10 protein-coding genes and 1 pseudogene are annotated in these 15552 nt (G+C 73.0%); 10 read left to right on the top strand and 1 reads right to left on the bottom strand.

What is annotated here, in order from left to right:
• Positions 1-47: 47 nt before the first annotated feature.
• From JK364_RS51300 to JK364_RS58345, 3 genes and pseudogenes are all read left to right on the top strand, one after another.
• On the top strand, positions 48-5108 hold the full coding sequence (locus tag JK364_RS51300) for a type I polyketide synthase (RefSeq protein WP_201858372.1): 5061 nt from the start codon (positions 48-50) through the stop codon (positions 5106-5108).
• A 29-nt stretch (positions 5109-5137) separates the two neighbouring features.
• A pseudogene (locus tag JK364_RS51295) lies at positions 5138-6031 on the top strand (proline iminopeptidase-family hydrolase); the annotation flags it as partial.
• 99 nt (positions 6032-6130) lie between these two features.
• On the top strand, positions 6131-7081 hold the full coding sequence (locus JK364_RS58345) for an ACP S-malonyltransferase (RefSeq protein ID WP_372462093.1): 951 nt from the start codon (positions 6131-6133) through the stop codon (positions 7079-7081).
• 63 nt (positions 7082-7144) lie between these two features.
• Here JK364_RS58345 and JK364_RS51285 read toward each other — a convergent pair whose 3' ends face one another.
• Positions 7145-7396: a phosphopantetheine-binding protein gene (locus JK364_RS51285; protein WP_201858371.1), complete on the bottom strand. Its 252-nt coding sequence runs from the start codon at positions 7394-7396 to the stop codon at positions 7145-7147.
• Positions 7397-7516: 120 nt separating this feature from the next.
• Here JK364_RS51285 and JK364_RS51280 point away from each other — a divergent pair, with 120 nt between their 5' ends.
• From JK364_RS51280 to JK364_RS51250, 7 genes are all read left to right on the top strand, one after another.
• Positions 7517-9073, top strand: coding sequence for an AMP-binding protein (locus JK364_RS51280; RefSeq protein WP_201858376.1), 1557 nt, complete (start codon positions 7517-7519; stop codon positions 9071-9073).
• 152 nt (positions 9074-9225) lie between these two features.
• Positions 9226-10449, top strand: coding sequence for a cytochrome P450 (locus JK364_RS51275; protein ID WP_201858370.1), 1224 nt, complete (start codon positions 9226-9228; stop codon positions 10447-10449).
• An 8-nt stretch (positions 10450-10457) separates the two neighbouring features.
• Complete coding sequence (locus JK364_RS51270) at positions 10458-10658, top strand: ferredoxin (RefSeq protein ID WP_201858369.1); 201 nt, start codon at positions 10458-10460, stop codon at positions 10656-10658.
• 77 nt (positions 10659-10735) lie between these two features.
• Positions 10736-12280: an AMP-binding protein gene (locus JK364_RS51265; protein ID WP_307841679.1), complete on the top strand. Its 1545-nt coding sequence runs from the start codon at positions 10736-10738 to the stop codon at positions 12278-12280.
• The gene (locus JK364_RS51260; RefSeq protein ID WP_201858368.1) at positions 12277-13545 is read left to right on the top strand and encodes an alanine racemase; all 1269 of its coding nucleotides are present in this window, start codon (positions 12277-12279) and stop codon (positions 13543-13545) included. Before JK364_RS51265 ends, JK364_RS51260 begins: the two co-directional genes overlap by 4 nt.
• 80 nt (positions 13546-13625) lie before the next feature.
• Positions 13626-14117, top strand: coding sequence for a cobalamin B12-binding domain-containing protein (locus JK364_RS51255; protein ID WP_201858374.1), 492 nt, complete (start codon positions 13626-13628; stop codon positions 14115-14117).
• Positions 14114-15490: a methylaspartate mutase gene (locus JK364_RS51250; RefSeq protein ID WP_307841678.1), complete on the top strand. Its 1377-nt coding sequence runs from the start codon at positions 14114-14116 to the stop codon at positions 15488-15490. Before JK364_RS51255 ends, JK364_RS51250 begins: the two co-directional genes overlap by 4 nt.
• Positions 15491-15552 lie beyond the last annotated feature (62 nt).

The following is a 15552-nucleotide window of genomic DNA, read 5'->3' as shown; positions in this document are numbered from 1 at the left end:
AGATGGTGGAGGCGATGCGGCATGGGGTGTTGCCGCGGACGATTCATGTGGATGAGCCCTCCCGGCAGGTGGATTGGGCCTCGGGTGCGGTGGAGTTGCTGACCGAGGCGCGCCAGTGGCCGGTCAACGGGCACCCGCGCCGGGCCGGGATCTCTTCCTTCGGCGTCAGCGGCACCAACGCCCACCTCATCCTCGAAGAAGGCCCTGCTCTGAAGGAACCCGAGGTGGTGGAGCGCGGTCGCTGGGCCGCGGTTCCCATCATCGTTTCCGCCGCTGGCGCCGAGGCACTTCCGGCCCAGGCGGAGCGCCTCGGCGACTTCCTGAATGAGCACCCCGACCTCGACATGGCGGACGTGGCCCTTGCCTCCGCTTGTTCACGGTCCGGGCTGGAACAGCGCGCGGCCGTCATCGGCGCCGATCGGACGGAACTGCTCGACGCGTTGAGCGATCTCGCGTCCGGCAGGCCCGGTCAGGGGATCGTCCACGGACGGGCCCGTCCGGACATCAGCACGGCTTTCGTCTTCACGGGTCAGGGTGCGCAGCGTCTGGGGATGGGGCGTGAGTTGCATGGGGCGTTTCCGGTGTTCGCGGCGGCGTTCGATGAGGTGTGTGCCGGTTTTGAGGGTGTGTTGGAGGGTTCGCTGCGTGAGGTGTTGTGGGGTGAGGACAAGGCGCTGCTGGACCAGACGGTGTGGGCTCAGGCCGGGTTGTTCGCGGTCGAGGTCGCGTTGTTCCGCCTTCTCGAGTCGTGGGGTGTGCGACCCGACTATCTGGTCGGGCACTCCATCGGGGAGATCGCGGCAGCGTACGTGGGGGGCATGATCTCGCTGCCTGATGTGTGTGTTCTGGTGGGTGCGCGTGGCCGTCTGATGCAGGCGCTTCCCTCCGGCGGTGCGATGCTCGCCGTGCAGGCTCCCGAGGAGGAGGTCGTGGAGCTGTTGGACGGTGCGGAGATCGCGGCCGTCAACAGCCCGGCCTCCGTGGTCGTCTCCGGCACCGAGGACGCCGTCGCCCGGACGGCCGGAGCCTGCGCCGACAGGGGCTGGAAGACGCGCGGGCTCGCGGTGTCACACGCCTTCCACTCCGCCCTCATGGAACCGATGCTGGACGACTTCGCCCGCGCGGTGGACGGCATCACCTTCGACCGGCCCCGGATCCCCATCATCTCCACCGTCACCGCGGACACGCTGACCGGGGCCGACGCTCAGTACTGGGTGGATCAAGTCCGCCGTCCGGTCAGATTCGCCGACGCGGTGCGGTGGCTCAAGGAGCGGGGCGTCGGCGCGTTCGTCGAGGTCGGCCCCGGCGCTGTCCTGGCGCCTCTCGTGGATGCACCGGCCTGCGCGGTGCTGCGCGGGGACCGGCCCGAGGAGCGTGCGTTGATCACGGCCGTTGCGCAGGCGTACGCCCACGGCGTGCCGGTCGACTGGGCGGCGTTCTTCGCCCGGACCGGCGCCCGGCCGGTCGACCTCCCGACCTACGCGTTCCAGCGGCGGCGGTACTGGCTGACCGCCGCCGCGGACCCGGGCGCGGTGGAGAGGGCCGGGCTGGGGGCGACGGACCATCCGTTCCTGCGCGCCGTCGTGTCGCTGCCGGAGCCGGGCGGGGTACTGCTGACCGGGAAGGTGTCGACGGACGACCATCCGTGGCTCGCCGACCATGTCGTGGCGGGCGCGACGCTGCTGCCCGGAACCGCGTTCGTGGAACTGGCCCTCCAGGCGGCGGACGCGGCGGGCTGCGACATGGTCGCGGAACTGGCGCTGCACGCTCCGCTCGTCCTTCCGGAGCGGGGCGGGCACGCACTGCGCGTCGCGGTCGACGGTGACGACGGGACCGGGCGCCGCGCCATCAGGATCCACTCCCGCGCCGAGGACGTCCCGCTCGACGCGCCGTGGACGCTGCACGCCGAAGGAGTCCTCGGACACGGCGCACCGCCACCGGCGCCGCCGGCGGCATGGCCTCCGCCGGGGGCGGAACCCGTCGAGCTGGCGGACCCGTACACGCGACTGCTGGAGCGCGGGTTCGGCTACGGTCCCGCATTCCAGGGGCTCCGTGCGGCCTGGGTCGCCGGTGACGAGGTGTTCGCTGAGGTCGCGCTGGCCGCGGGGCCGGAGGCGGACGCCGGGCGGTTCGGTGTGCATCCCGCCCTCCTGGACGCCGCGCTGCACGCGGGCCTGCTGGAGGACGGCGGCGCCGACGGCGGACGTGCGGTCGTCCCGTTCGTCTGGACGGGCGTCTCGCTGCACGCGGTCGGCGCGTCGGCGCTGCGGGTGCGGATCACGCCCGCCGGGGAGAGTGGCGTCGCCGTCTCCGTGGCGGACCCGGCCGGCGAGCCGGTGCTGACGGTCGGCTCGCTCGTCGGTCGCCCGGTCACCGCCGAGCAGGTCCAGAGCCCCTCGGGCCGGCCGGGCGGAGCCGCCCGGCCCTACCGCATCGAGTGGACGCCGGTCCGGGCCGCCGCCGCGGCGCACGACACCGGTCGGTGGGCGGTCCTCGGAGGAGGCGGCGGCCTCTTCGCCGCGAACGACTTGCCGGTCTTCGCCGATGTGGCCGCGCTGGGCGAGGCGGTCGGCTCGGGCGCGATCGCGCCGCCTGAAGTGGTCGTCTATGAATGCCCGTCACCCGGCTCCGGCGACGTTCCGGCGGACATGCGCGCCGTGGCCGGCCAGGTGCTTCACGTGCTCCAGCAGTGGATCGCCGACGAGCGTCTCGCCGGAGGCCGCCTCGCCGTGGTGACATGCGACGCGACATCCGCCGCCGGGGACATCGCGCTGGCCCAGGCGCCGGTCTGGGGCCTGGTGCGGGCGGCGCAGGCCGAGACCCCGGGCCGGTTCCTCATCGTGGACGTTGACGGGCGGGCGGAGACCGGGGCGCGCTTGGCGGACGCGGTGGCCTGCGGGGAGCCGGAGACCGCCGTCCGGGCCGGCGAGGTCCTCGCCCCGCGTCTCGTTCCCGCCGAGGCCGGAGCCGACGGTGCCGTCCCCGCGTTCAAGCCCGAGGAAACGGTGCTGGTCACCGGTGGCACCGGCGGCGTCGGCGCGGCCATCGCCCGGCATCTGGCCGACGTCCACGGTGTCCGCCGCCTGCTGCTGACGAGCAGGCGCGGCCCCGACGCCCCCGGCGCGGCGGAACTCCGCGACGAGCTGGCCGGACGAGGCGTCGAGGTGACGGTCGCCGCCTGCGACGCCGGGGACCGGGACGCCGTCGCCGCGCTGCTGGACGGGCTGCCGCCGGAGTGTGCGCTGCGCGGTGTGGTGCACGCCGCCGGGGTCGCCGACGGCGGACTGGTCGGCTCCATGACGCCCGCGCGGCTGGACGCGGTGTTCGCGCCGAAGGCCGACGCCGCGTGGCATCTGCACGAGCTGACCCGCCGGCGCGGCATCGACCTCGCGATGTTCGTCCTCGTATCGTCCGCGGGCGGCATGGTCATGGCGGCGGGCCAGGCGAACTACGCCGCGGCCAACGTCTTCCTCGACGCGCTCGCCGCCCACCGAGGCGCCGCCGGGCTGCCCGCCGTCTCGATGGCGTGGGGGCTGTGGAACGGCACCGGCATGGCCGACTGGATGGCGGACGCCGACCTGCTCCGCCTGCGCCGCCAAGGGCTGCCGCCGATCCCGGTGGACGACGCCCTGCCACTGTTCGACATGGCCCTGGCGGCGGGCGAACCCGTCCTGGCCCCGCTGCTCGTGGACCTGGCCGCGCTGCGCGCCCGTACCGACGAGACGCCCGCCCTGCTGCGTGGCCTCGCCCCCCGGCCGCGGCGCCGCGCGACCGCGCCCGGCCGCGCCGACGTCGGCGCGCTGCGGCGGGAACTGGCCGCGCTCGCCGAGGACGAGCGGGAACGCAGGCTCCGGGACGTCATCCTCGGGCACGTCGCCGTGATCCTCGGCCACGACGGGACCACGGCCCTCGATCCGGAACGGGGGTTTCTGGAGGCCGGCTTCGACTCCCTCACCGCGATGGAGCTCCGCACCGCGCTCGGGCAGGCGACGGGACTGGATCTGCCGCCGATGGTCGTCTTCGACAGCGGTGACCCCGCGAACCTCGCGCGCCGCCTGCTCGGCGAGCTGACCGCCGCCGATACCGGGGAGGTCTCGGCCGCCGGGGCCCGTCCGGCCGTCCCGGGCGGCGCGCCCGCCGGAACGGGGTCCAGGGAGCTGGGCGGCCTGTTCCGGGACGCGGTGCGGTCCGGGCGGCTGAACGAGGGGTTCGCGCTGCTGAAGGCGGTCGCCGCCCTCCGGCCGTCCTTCGCCTCGCTCGCCGAGCTCGGCCGCGCGCCGGCCGCGGTGAAGCTTGCCACGGGACCGGACGTGCCGAGGCTCATCTGCTTCAGCACGCCCGCCGCGACGGGTGGCGTCCACCAGTACGCGCACATCGCGGCGGCCCTGCCGGATACGCGGCACGTCGCCGGCGTCCCGCTGCCCGGCTTCGCGCCGGGGGAGAGCCTCCCCGCCACGGCGGACGCGGCGGTCGAGGCGCTCGCCCGCAGCGCCCTGGAGGCTGCCGAAGGGGAGCCGTTCGTCCTGGTCGGCTACTCCGCCGGAGGGATCATCGCGCACGCGACGGCCGCCCACCTGGAGTCGGCCCTCGGCGTCCCGCCCGCCGGGCTCGTCCTGCTCGACAGCTACTCCTACAGCGGAGGCGGCTGGGGGGTGCCCCTGGAACGGCTCGCGGACGGCCTGTTCGAGACGGAGGCGGCGCTCGGCGTCGGCTTTGACAGCGCCCGGTGGTCGGCCATGGCGGGATGGGGCGAGATCATCCCTGGCCTTGCGCTCGGCGAGGTCAAGGCTCCCGGGCTCTTCGTCCAATGCACCGAGCGCTTCTACGTCTCGGAGGACCCCGCGGACCCCGCGGACCCCGCGGACCCCGCGGACCCCGCGGACCCCGCGGACCCCGCGGACCCCGCGGACGCGGCGGGCGGCGGCCACGTCCCGGCCGCCGACCCGGACGCCTGGCGGGCCACGCCCTGGAACGCGGCCCACACCGTCCGGACGGTGGCCGCGAATCACTTCACGCTGATCGAGGCGGGGGCGGCGGAGGCCGCACAGGTCATCGAGGACTGGCTTCGTTCGACGGCACCGGGCGGCGGCCCGGTGTCCCGAGGCTGAACCGAACCCGACGACTGAGGTGGTGGAGCATGACCCCCTTACCGAGCACCAAAGGAACCGTGCCCTTCGGCGAGCACGAGACGTGGTACCGGGTGACCGGGGAGCTGCGGTCGGGCGGCACGCCGCTCGTCGTGGTCCACGGCGGCCCGGGCAGCACCCACGACTACCTGCTCGCCCTGGCGGACCTGGCCGGGCCGGACCGGCCGGTCGTCCACTACGACCAGATCGGCAACGGCGGGTCCACGCACCTGCCCGACCGCGGCCCCGAGTTCTGGACGGTGCGACTCTTCCTGGACGAACTCGACAACCTCCTCGACCGGCTCGGCATCGCCGACGACTACGCGCTGTTCGGCCACTCCTGGGGCGGGATGCTCGCCGTCGAGCACGCCGCGTCCCGGCCCGCGGGCCTGCGCGGCCTCGTCGTCGCGAATTCGCCCGCCTCCTACCCGCTGTGGCTGCGGGAGATGAAGGTGCTGCGCGGCGCCCTCCCGCCCGGGGTAGACGCCACCCTGCGGCGCCACGAGGACGCCGGCACCACCGGCAGCGAGGAGTACCACGCCGCGCTGCGCGTCTTCTACGAGAAGCACGTCTGCCGCCTGGACCCGTGGCCACGCGACTACATGGCCTCCTTCTACGAGATCTACGACGACCCGACCGTGTACTTCACGATGAACGGGCCCAGCGAGTTCCATGTCATCGGCAGCCTGCGCGACTGGGGCGTCGTGGACCGCTGCGCCGACGTGGCCGTCCCGACGCTGCTGCTGTCGGGCCGCCACGACGAGGCGACGCCGGTGACGGTGCGGCCCTTCCAGGAGCTGATCCCGGACGTGCACTGGGAGATCTTCGAGGAGTCCAGCCACCTTCCGCACCTGGAGGAGCCGGAACGGTTCGCCGAGGTCCTCGGCGCCTACCTCGACGGGCTCCGCTCCCCCCGCGGAGGGGCCCGATCGGGTTCCCGCCGGGGCGCGGGAGTCCCCCGGACCCGGTCTCGTCCGACCCACCCGACCGGTGAGGGGCCGCGCATGGACGACGGCGGCGACGCGAGCGCGATGGTCTTCCCGGGCATGGGACCCGTGCCGTTCGCGGAGGCGGCGAGGTTCCTGCTCGTCAACCCCGTGGCGCGCAGGATGACCGCCGAGGCGAGCGAGGTCCTCGGCTACCCCCTGATCGATCGCTGGCGCGAGGCCGACGGCGACTACAGCGAGTACGCGCAGGTCGCGTTCCTGGTCGGCTGCCTCGCGCTCGCCGAGTGGGCGCGGGAGGAGCACGGCGTGGACGCGCGGGTGTGCGCCGGCCCCAGCTTCGGCGGGAAGGCGGCCGCCATCCACGCGGGCGCGCTGTCGTTCGCCGACGGGGTCCTGATGACCGCGCGGTGGGCCCGGTTCCTGGAGGACTTCTCCGCCGGCGAGCACGGCCATGTGGTGACCCAGTCCTTCGCGCGCGTGCCCGCCGGCGAACTGGCGCGCATCACGGCGGAGCTGGCGGACCGGGGCGCCTGGCACGAGGTGTCATGCGAAGTCGACGAGGACTTCCACATGCTGTCGCTCGGCCGGGACGAACTGGACTGGCTGGGGAGGCGGATCCGCGCCGCCGGCGGCCTGCCGCTGTACACGATGTACCCGCCGATGCACGTGAGCCTGTTCGGGCCGCTGCGCGGCCGCATCGAGAGTGAGGTGCTCGGCGGGCTCCGGTTCGCCGATCCGGCGCTGCCGCTGATCGCCGACCAGGACGGCCGGGCCGTGGACACCGGCGAGGAGGTGCGGACGATGCTGGCGGACGGCTTCGAGCGGCCCGTCCGCTGGCCCCGGGTCGTGGCGGCACTGCGGCGGCACGGTGTCGGCACGCTCTACGTCTGCGGGCACGATGCCCTGTTCGGCCGGGTCCCGGCCACGCGGCGGAACTTCACCGTGGTGCCGGCCGACCCCCGGACGGCACTTCGCCCCCGGCGGCGGGGACCGGCGCCGGCGCGCTGAGGACATGGTCGCCGCCGTGGTCACCGCCGCCGTGGTCACCGCCGCTGGGGGCGGCCGCGGAGATCAGGGTGCGGCCGCCGCGGCCATCTCGGAAAGGGTCTTCCACAGCACAGCGGCAGAGGCGAATGTCTCGACGGTGAGTGCGTCGTCCACGAAACGAACGCCGTACGCGTTCTCCAGCGCCGCCAGCAATTCCACCGTGCCCAGCGAATCCAGTCCGAGATCCCGCAATGCGGCGTCCTCCGTCAGCGTTTCGTCGGGCGCGAGAAAAGGCAGCTGACGGCGCAGCAGTTCTTCAAAATGCGCGTCCCACATAGTTCCTCCCAGATGTGCGGATCGGTCCGCATGCGAATTCGGCGCGGACCACCGGCCGACGCTGTTTACGAAAGCCGACGATCGGGACGCGTACAACCCCTACTTCCTCCGGGAGCGATGATGATCAGAACGGTCGAAGCGGCACTGCACGGGCGCTTCCTGCGCGGGCTCGCCGCGTCCCCGGATGGCACCGCGATCCGCACCGCGTCGGCCGCGCTCGGCTACGCGGAGGCCCATGAGCGGGCGCTCGCCCTGGCGGGCGCGCTGCTCGCGCATGCCGGCGGCCCTCCCGGCGCGGTCGGCGTTCTCGGCGGCAAGAGTCCGCAGACCTATACCGCCCTGCTGGCCGCCCTGTACGCGGGCGCCACGGTCGTCCCGCTGCACCCCGGATTCCCCGCCGCCCGGACTCGACGGATGCTCGACCTGACCGGCGTCTCCGCGGTGCTCGCCGATGAGGAGGGGCTGGTGGCCCTCGCCCCGCTCGGCGGGCCGGACGGGCTCGACCTGCCCGTCCTCGCGCCCGGCCTGGACACCGGCGCGTTTCGGCGGATCCCGGTGAGCGCACGGGACGCGCTCACCGAGCCGCGCCCGGCCGGGCCGGACGACGTCGCCTACATCCTGTTCACCTCCGGCTCGACGGGCCGGCCGAAGGGCGTGCGGATCACCCACGGCGCCGCCGCGCACTACTTCCGGCTCCTGGACGCGCGGTACGACTTCACGCCCGCCGACGTGTTCTCGCAGACGTTCGACCTCAACTTCGACTGTGCCATCTTCGACCTGTTCTGCGCCTGGGGCGCCGGCGCAGCCGCGCATACGGTGCCGCCGCAGGCGTACCGGGACCTGCCCGCGTTCGTCGCCGAACGCGGCCTGACCGTGTGGTTCTCGACGCCGAGCGCGATCACGATCGTGCGGCGGCTCGGCGGCCTGCGCCCCGCCGCGCTGCCGTCGCTGCGGTGGAGCTTCTTCGCCGGCGAGGCGCTGCGGTGCTCGGACGCGGCGGACTGGCAGGAGGCGGCGCCCGGCGCGCTGATCGAGAATCTGTACGGCCCCACCGAGCTGACCGTCACGGTCAGCGGGCACCGCTTCGCACCGGACGTCCCGGCCGCGCATGTGCTGAACGGGCTTGTCCCGATCGGCGCCCTGCACGAGGGCCACGACGGCCTGCTCCTCGGGCCCGGCGGCCCCGCCGACGTCGCCACCGCCGCGGTCGGCGCCCAAGGCGAACTGTGTGTCACCGGACCACAGATGACCCCCGGTTACCTCGACCCCGTCGACGGCGAGGGCCGGTTCCTGGAGCACGGAGGTAGGCGTTGGTACCGCACCGGCGACTGCGTCCGCCGGCTCGACGGCGGTGAGCTGGCCTACCTCGGACGCGTGGACTCCCAGCTCCAGGTCCAGGGCCGGCGCGTCGAGCCGGCGGAGATCGAGCACGCGCTGCGCGGCTGCCCCGGCGTCGATGACGCCGTCATCGTGGCCCGGTCGAACGACGGCGTCACCGAGCTCGTCGCTTTCTACACCGGGACGCCCGCCTCTCCGGCCGGGCTCGCCGGGGAACTGCGCCGCAGCCTTCCGCACGACCTGGTGCCGCGCTATTACCGGCACCTCCCCGAGTTCCCTCTCAACGCCAACCGCAAGACCGACCGAAAGGCCCTCGCGGAACGCGCCTCGGCGGGGTAGGGGTGCTTTAGGGGTGCCGACCCGAGTCCCGTCTCTCTTAGCCTTCCGAATGGGGGGCCAGCGTGCGCATTCCGTTTTCCTCCGTCGCTGAGCATCGTAGGCATGTGCTCATCTGGTTCCCGGCTGCCACCATTCCCACCCAGGGAGGAAACATGACTGAAATCAGTGAAGCCGAGGCCGAATATCCGTCCTTTCCGATGGCGCGGTCCTGCCCCTACGGCCCGCCGAAGGAATACGAGGAGATCCGCGAGCAGGCCCCCATATCCAAGGTCCGCCTCGCGTTGAACGGCCGGGAGGCATGGCTCGTCACCAGGTACGACGACGTCCGGGAGATCCTGTCCGACTCCCGGGTCAGCGCGGACATCACGAACGACGGTTACCCGCTCATGCTGCCCGTGCCGATGGAAATCCTGAAGTCGGTGCCGCGTGCGCTGTTCCACCTGGACCACCCCGAACACACCGTGCAGCGGCGCTTGATCATGCCGGAGTTCACCATCCGGCGCATCGACGCGATGCGCGAGCGCACCCTGGAGATCATCGACGAGTACATCGACGCGATTCTGGCGAAGGGCGGCACGGTCGACCTGATCGAGGAGCTGGCCATGCCGATCCCGGCGCAGGCCATCTGCGAGCTGCTCGGGATCCCCGTCGGGGACCGCCACTTCTTCCACGAGTACGTCGCCGGCATCCTCGGCAAGGACAGTGACCCCGAGCAGATCGCCGTCCGCGAGGCGCAGATGGCCGCCTACATCGAGCGGATGCTGGTCGAGCGCTCCGAGAAGCCCGGCGACGACTTGGTCAGCAACCTGATCGTCCGGAACGAGGAGGACGGCTTCGGGCTGGAGCTCGCCGAGATCGGCATCCTCGTCCGCGCCATCGTCGCAGGCGGCCACGAGACCACCGCGAACATGATCGGCCTCGGCATCCTGGCCCTGATCGACCACCCGGACCAGCGCGAACTGCTGATGCGGGACCGGTCGCTCGCGAGCCGCGCCGTCGACGAGCTGATGCGGATCTTCAGCATCTCCGACTTCGGCACCTCCCGGGTCGCGATGGAGGACATCCAGCTCGGCGACACCCTGATCCGCGAGGGCGAGGGCATCATCGCCTCGCTCGCCGCCGCCAACCACGACCCTGACCTCTTCCCGGACCCCTACCGCTTCGACATCACGCGGGAGTCCGTGCGCAACGTCGGGTTCGGCCACGGCGTCCACCAGTGTTCCGGGCAGACCATGGTGCGGATGCAACTCGAGCTGATCTTCCCCCGGCTGTTCGAGCGGGTCCCCGGGCTGCGGCTCGCCGTGCCCGCGGAGGAGCTGCCGCTCAAGAACGACTCGCTCATCCACGGCCTCTACAAGCTCCCGGTCACGTGGTAGGCGGCGCCGTGCGACTCACCGTCGACCGGGAGCGCTGCATCTCTTCGGGTTCCTGCGTCAGGTCCGACCCCGCCGTGTTCGACCAGGACGTGGCGGACGGGCGGGTGCTCCTCCTCCACGAAGCCCCCGGTCCCGAACACCGCGACGCGGTGCTCCGGGCGGTGCACAGCTGTCCTGCCGGCGCCCTGACGATCGTCGAGGACCGGTAGCGGCGACCACCCGTCGTCACACCCCGACCCGTTCCATCCCGTAAGACCCCGTCTCCTCCTACCAAGCAGGGAAGGCTGTGCGATCCACCGACGAAAGGCACGAGACCGAAGCGGGCGGCGAACTCGTTCATGCGCTGTTGGACGAGGCGCTGGCCGCCGCGCCCGATAGCGCCGATGCCCCGGCCGTCACCGACTCCGGCGGAACCTGGACCTACCGGCAGACCGACGTGTACGCGCACGCGTTCGCGCACTGGCTGCGGGCCCGCGGCGTCGCCCCTGGCGACCGCGTCGTCGTGCAGCTGCCGAGCCACCGCGAGCTGGTCGGCATGTTCTACGGGACGTCCCGGTGCGGCGCCGTGTTCGTGCCGCTCAACCCCGCCATGAAGGAGTTCCACCTGGCGTCGGTGCTGGCCGACGCGGATCCGGTGCTGGTCATCGCCCCCGGATCCGCGGTCGGCCGGCTGACCGGGATCGGCGCGGCGCCGGTGTACGACGCCGGGGTCGTCTGGGACGAGGTGGAGCGGCTTGCCGTGGCGGGGGTGCGGGTGCCGCCGTCCGACACCCGCCCGGACGACCTCGCCGTCCTCGTCTACACCTCCGGCAGCACCGCGGCGCCCAAGGCGGTCATGTGCCCGCACGCGCAGATCGTCTTCGCCACCCGGGCCATCCAGGAGGTGCTGGGGTACCGGCCCGACGACGTGGTGTTCTGCCGGTTCCCGATCTCCTGGGACTACGGCCTCTACAAGGTCCTGCTCGCCTGCGCCGGCCGTAGCGAGATCGTCCTCGCGGGCGAGGAGTCGGACCTGACCCTGCTCAGGCGGATGCGGGAGACCGGGACGACCATCGTTCCGATCGTCCCGTCGTTCGCGTCCATCATCGTCACGATGGCGGGCCGGGACCGGGAACCGCCGCCGCCGGTGCGGCTGTTCACCAACACCGGCGCGGCGCTGCCGCCCGCGACGATCGAGGCGCTGCGCGCGGCGTTCCCCGGCGCGCGCGTCGTCCGCCAGTTCGGGCAGACCGAGTGCAAGCGCATCTCGATCATGCCGCCCGAGGAGGATCGCGAGCGGCCCGACTCGGTGGGCCTGCCCCTGCCGGGAACGACGGTGGAGATCCTCGGCGCGGACGGCGAACCCGTCCCGGTCGGGGAGACCGGCGAGATCGTCGCGAGCGGGCCGCACGTCATGCCCGGCTACTGGAACAACCTGGAGCTGACGGCCCGTACGTTCCGCCGGGAGGGGCGGACCGGCGCTCTCCGCCTGCACACCGGCGACTACGGCCGGTTCGACGCCGACGGTTACCTCTACTTCGCGGGCCGCCGCGACGACATGTTCAAGCGCAAGGGCATCCGGATGAGCACCCTGGAGATCGAGGCCGCCGCGATGGACGTCACCGGTGTCCGGACCGCGGCGGTGCTACCGCCGGACGGTGACCGCGACCTGATGGTCTTCGTCGCGGGGGACCTGCCGCCACAGGTCGTGCTGAAGGAACTGGCGCGGCGGCTGGAACCGGCGAAGGTCCCGGCCGAATGCCGGGTCCTGCCCGAGCTGCCGCTGACCCAGCACGGCAAGAACGCCCGCGACGCCCTCGTGGCGCTGATCGCCGGGGACGGTGCCCGGTGACCCGGCTGGACGATCTCGCGGCCCGCTTCGGCACGCCGGTCTACGTGTACGACCTCGACGAGGTCGCCGCGGCGGCCCGTGACCTGCTCGGCGCGCTGCCCGCGGAGACCGAGCTGTTCTACGCGCTCAAGGCCAACCCGCATCCCGACGTCGTCGCAGCCCTGCGTGCCGTTCCCGGCGGACGCTGCCGCGCCGAGATCAGCTCCACCGGGGAGCTGGACACGGCCCTCGCCTGCGGTTTCGCCGGAGCGGATTGCCTCTACACCGGACCGGGCAAGACCCCGGGCGAGTTGCGTGCCGCCGTCGGCCGCGGCGTCCGGCTCTTCTCCACCGACTCGCTCACCGACGTCGAGCACGTCGGCGCCGCGGCCCGCGAGCACGGCACGACCGCCGACGTCCTGCTGCGCGTCAACAGCGCCTCCGGGAGCGCCACCACCAGCATCCGCATGACCGGCACCCCCTCCCAGTTCGGGTTCGACGCCGAGGCGCTGCCCGCCGTCCTGCCCGCGCTGCGGCGGGTAGGCGGGGTGCGCCTCGCCGGAATGCACTTCTTCCCGCTGAGCAACGCCCAGGACGAGGCGAGCCTCATGGCGGAGTTCGAGCAGACCATCGACGGCGCCGCACGGCTGGCGCGGGAACTGGACCTGCCGCTGCGGTTCCTGGACATCGGCGGCGGGTTCGCCGCGCCGTACGCGGCGCCCGGGGAGCGGCCGGTCTACCCGCGGCTGCGCGACGCGCTGGCGGCGGCGCTGGACGCGTCGCTGCCCGGGTGGCGCGCGGGCGATCCGCGGATCGCGTTCGAGTCCGGCCGCCACCTGGTCGGGACCGCCGGGACGCTCGTCGCCGGGGTCAGCAACGTCAAGGTGAGCAGGGGACGCAAGTTCGTGATTCTCGACGCGGGCATCAACGTCCTCGGTGGCATGTCCGGGCTCGGCCGCCTGCTGCCGGTGTCGGTGCGCATGGACGTGGAGCCGACGGAGAACGCCAGCCTGGTCGGCCCGCTGTGCACCCCCGGCGACGTCCTCGGCCGGGAGATCCCGCTGCCGGCGCTCGGGCCCGGCGACCTCGTCACTGTCCCGAACGCCGGGGCCTATGGGGTCACCGCGAGTCTGCTGATGTTCCTCGGCCGGCCGGCGCCCGCCGAGGTGGCGGTGCGCGGTGGCGAGATCGTGTCGGTGTCGAGGCTGGAGCACCACCGCTCGCACATGCCGGTGACCGGTCCCGCGCCGGCCCGGCCGGCGGTCCTGGCGGGGGGACACCCATGAACCGCCCGATGGAACCGGTGCCCGCCCGCCCGATGGAACCGGTGCCCGCCCGCCCGATGGAACCGGTGCCCGCCCGCCCGATGGAACCGGTGCCCGCCCGCGCGGCGGACCGGTGCCCGCCTGCCGCGCGGGCGGGCACCGTGGTCGTCAGCAGCGTGTCCTCCGACGCGCACACCTGGAATCTGGTGTTCCTCCAGCTCCTGATCGAGGAACTCGGCTACACGGTGCTGAACCTCGGGCCGTGCGTCCCCGACGACCTGCTGATCGAGGAGTGCTGCCGGATCGACCCCGCGATGGTCGTCATCAGCAGCGTCAACGGCCACGGCCGGGAGGAGGGGCTGCGGTTGATCGACAGACTGCGGGCCCGTCCCGAGCTGGCCGACACCCCCGTGGTGATCGGCGGCAAGCTCGGCATCGATCACGAGGCCGCCGCGGGGCAGACCGACGCGCTGCTGGACGCCGGTTTCGACGCCGTCTTCGCCGACGGCCGGGGTGCCGCGGACTTCCGCACGATGATGGCGTCGATGGCGCCGCGGGCCGGGGAGCTCGCGGGCAACGGAGGCCGGACGTGAGCGATGTCGCGCCGCGGACGGTGTCCACCGACGTGCGTCCGCGCGAGGTCGACTTCGGGGCGTTCGTGCGGCGCGCCGCCGACGCCGGGGAACTGGTCGCCCAGCCCCGCATGGGCTTCGGCCCGCCTGGTCTGATGCGCGCGGGCCTCGCGGCGACCAGGTCCGCCGCCGCCACCACCGTCGGCACGCTCACGCTGGACAGCTACACCCGGGTCGGCGACCTGGCGTCCGCCGAGCGGGCGGTGCGTGCGGACGGCGGCGCGAACCTCAACGGCTACCCGATCGTCAGCCATCCGGCGGAGACCACGGCGGCCGTTCTCGCGGGCCTCCTGAACCGAGACTTCCCGGTTCAGGTCCGGCACGGCTCGGCGGTCCCGGCCGACATCTTCTCGGCCCTCGTCGCGCTGCGGCTCACCGCGACCGAGGGCGGGCCCGTCTCGTACTGCCTGCCGTACGGCCGGACGCCCCTGGCGGAGTCGATCCGCAACTGGTCGGATTGCGCCGTCCGTTTCGCCGCGCTCCGCGAATTCCATTCGGAACCGCATCTGGAGACGTTCGGCGGATGCATGCTCGGCCAGCTGTGCCCGCCGGGCCTCCTGGTCGCGCTGAGTGTCCTGGAGGCGCTGTTCTTTCAGCAGCGGGGCCTTCGCAGCCTTTCTGTGAGTTACGCCCAGCAGACCAATCCGGAACAGGATATCGAAGCCGTCCTCGCGTTGCGGAGGCTGTGCCAAGAGCTCCTTTCCCGGTCCTCGTGGCATGTTGTCATCTACGCGTACATGGGCGTTTATCCGCGGACGGAGCGGGGCGCGTACCGGCTGCTCGGGGAGGCCGCCGGGCTCGCGCTGGCGACCGGCTCCGAGCGGATCATCGTCAAGACGGTCGCCGAGTCGCGCCGCATCCCGACCATCGCCGAGAACGTCGCCGCGCTGGAGTACGTCGCCAGGGCAGCCAGGGCGCGCCCCCCGCTCCGCCCACCCGCCGACGACGCGCATGGCGGTGACTCCGCGACCTACCGGGAGGCGAACGCGCTGATCAACGCCGTTCGGAACCTCCACAGGGACATCGGGACGGCGCTGCTGCTGGCGTTCCGGCGCGGCTACCTCGACGTGCCGTACTGCGTCCATCCGGACAACCGGGGCCGGACGCGCAGCGCCCTCGACGGCGCGGGACGGCTCTGCTGGGCCGACACCGGCGCCCTGCCGGTCCCGCCGCCCGAGCGGCGCGCCCCGGCTGGCACCGTCACCTCGTCCGGCCTCCTGGAGGACCTTTTCTATATACAGCGGAAATACGATGCGTGCGCGCCGGAAAGCGGGGAGATCACTGCGTCTCCGGCGTTGGCAGAACGGTCGAGAAGATTGCCGGGTCCGCGATAAGGGGTGCGGTAGGGGTGGGCGTTTCGGTGCTGCGGAACCTAGGGTCCGGAGTCGGTTCGTGT

Source organism: Streptomyces endocoffeicus (assembly GCF_016741935.1).
Lineage (GTDB): Bacteria > Actinomycetota > Actinomycetes > Streptomycetales > Streptomycetaceae > Streptomyces > Streptomyces endocoffeicus.
This window is presented reverse-complemented; position numbering and strand designations above follow the sequence as displayed.

What these genes read in the sequence shown, in the direction of transcription:
- JK364_RS51275 (WP_201858370.1), top strand. Translation starts at nt 9,226, where the DNA reads ATGACTGAAATCAGTGAAGCCGAGGCCGAATATCCGTCCTTTCCGATG.
- JK364_RS58345 (WP_372462093.1), top strand. Translation starts at nt 6,131, where the DNA reads ATGGACGACGGCGGCGACGCGAGCGCGATGGTCTTCCCGGGCATGGGA.
- JK364_RS51280 (WP_201858376.1), top strand. Translation starts at nt 7,517, where the DNA reads ATGATCAGAACGGTCGAAGCGGCACTGCACGGGCGCTTCCTGCGCGGG.
- JK364_RS51255 (WP_201858374.1), top strand. Translation starts at nt 13,626, where the DNA reads ATGGAACCGGTGCCCGCCCGCGCGGCGGACCGGTGCCCGCCTGCCGCG.
- JK364_RS51285 (WP_201858371.1), bottom strand. Translation starts at nt 7,396, where the DNA reads ATGTGGGACGCGCATTTTGAAGAACTGCTGCGCCGTCAGCTGCCTTTT.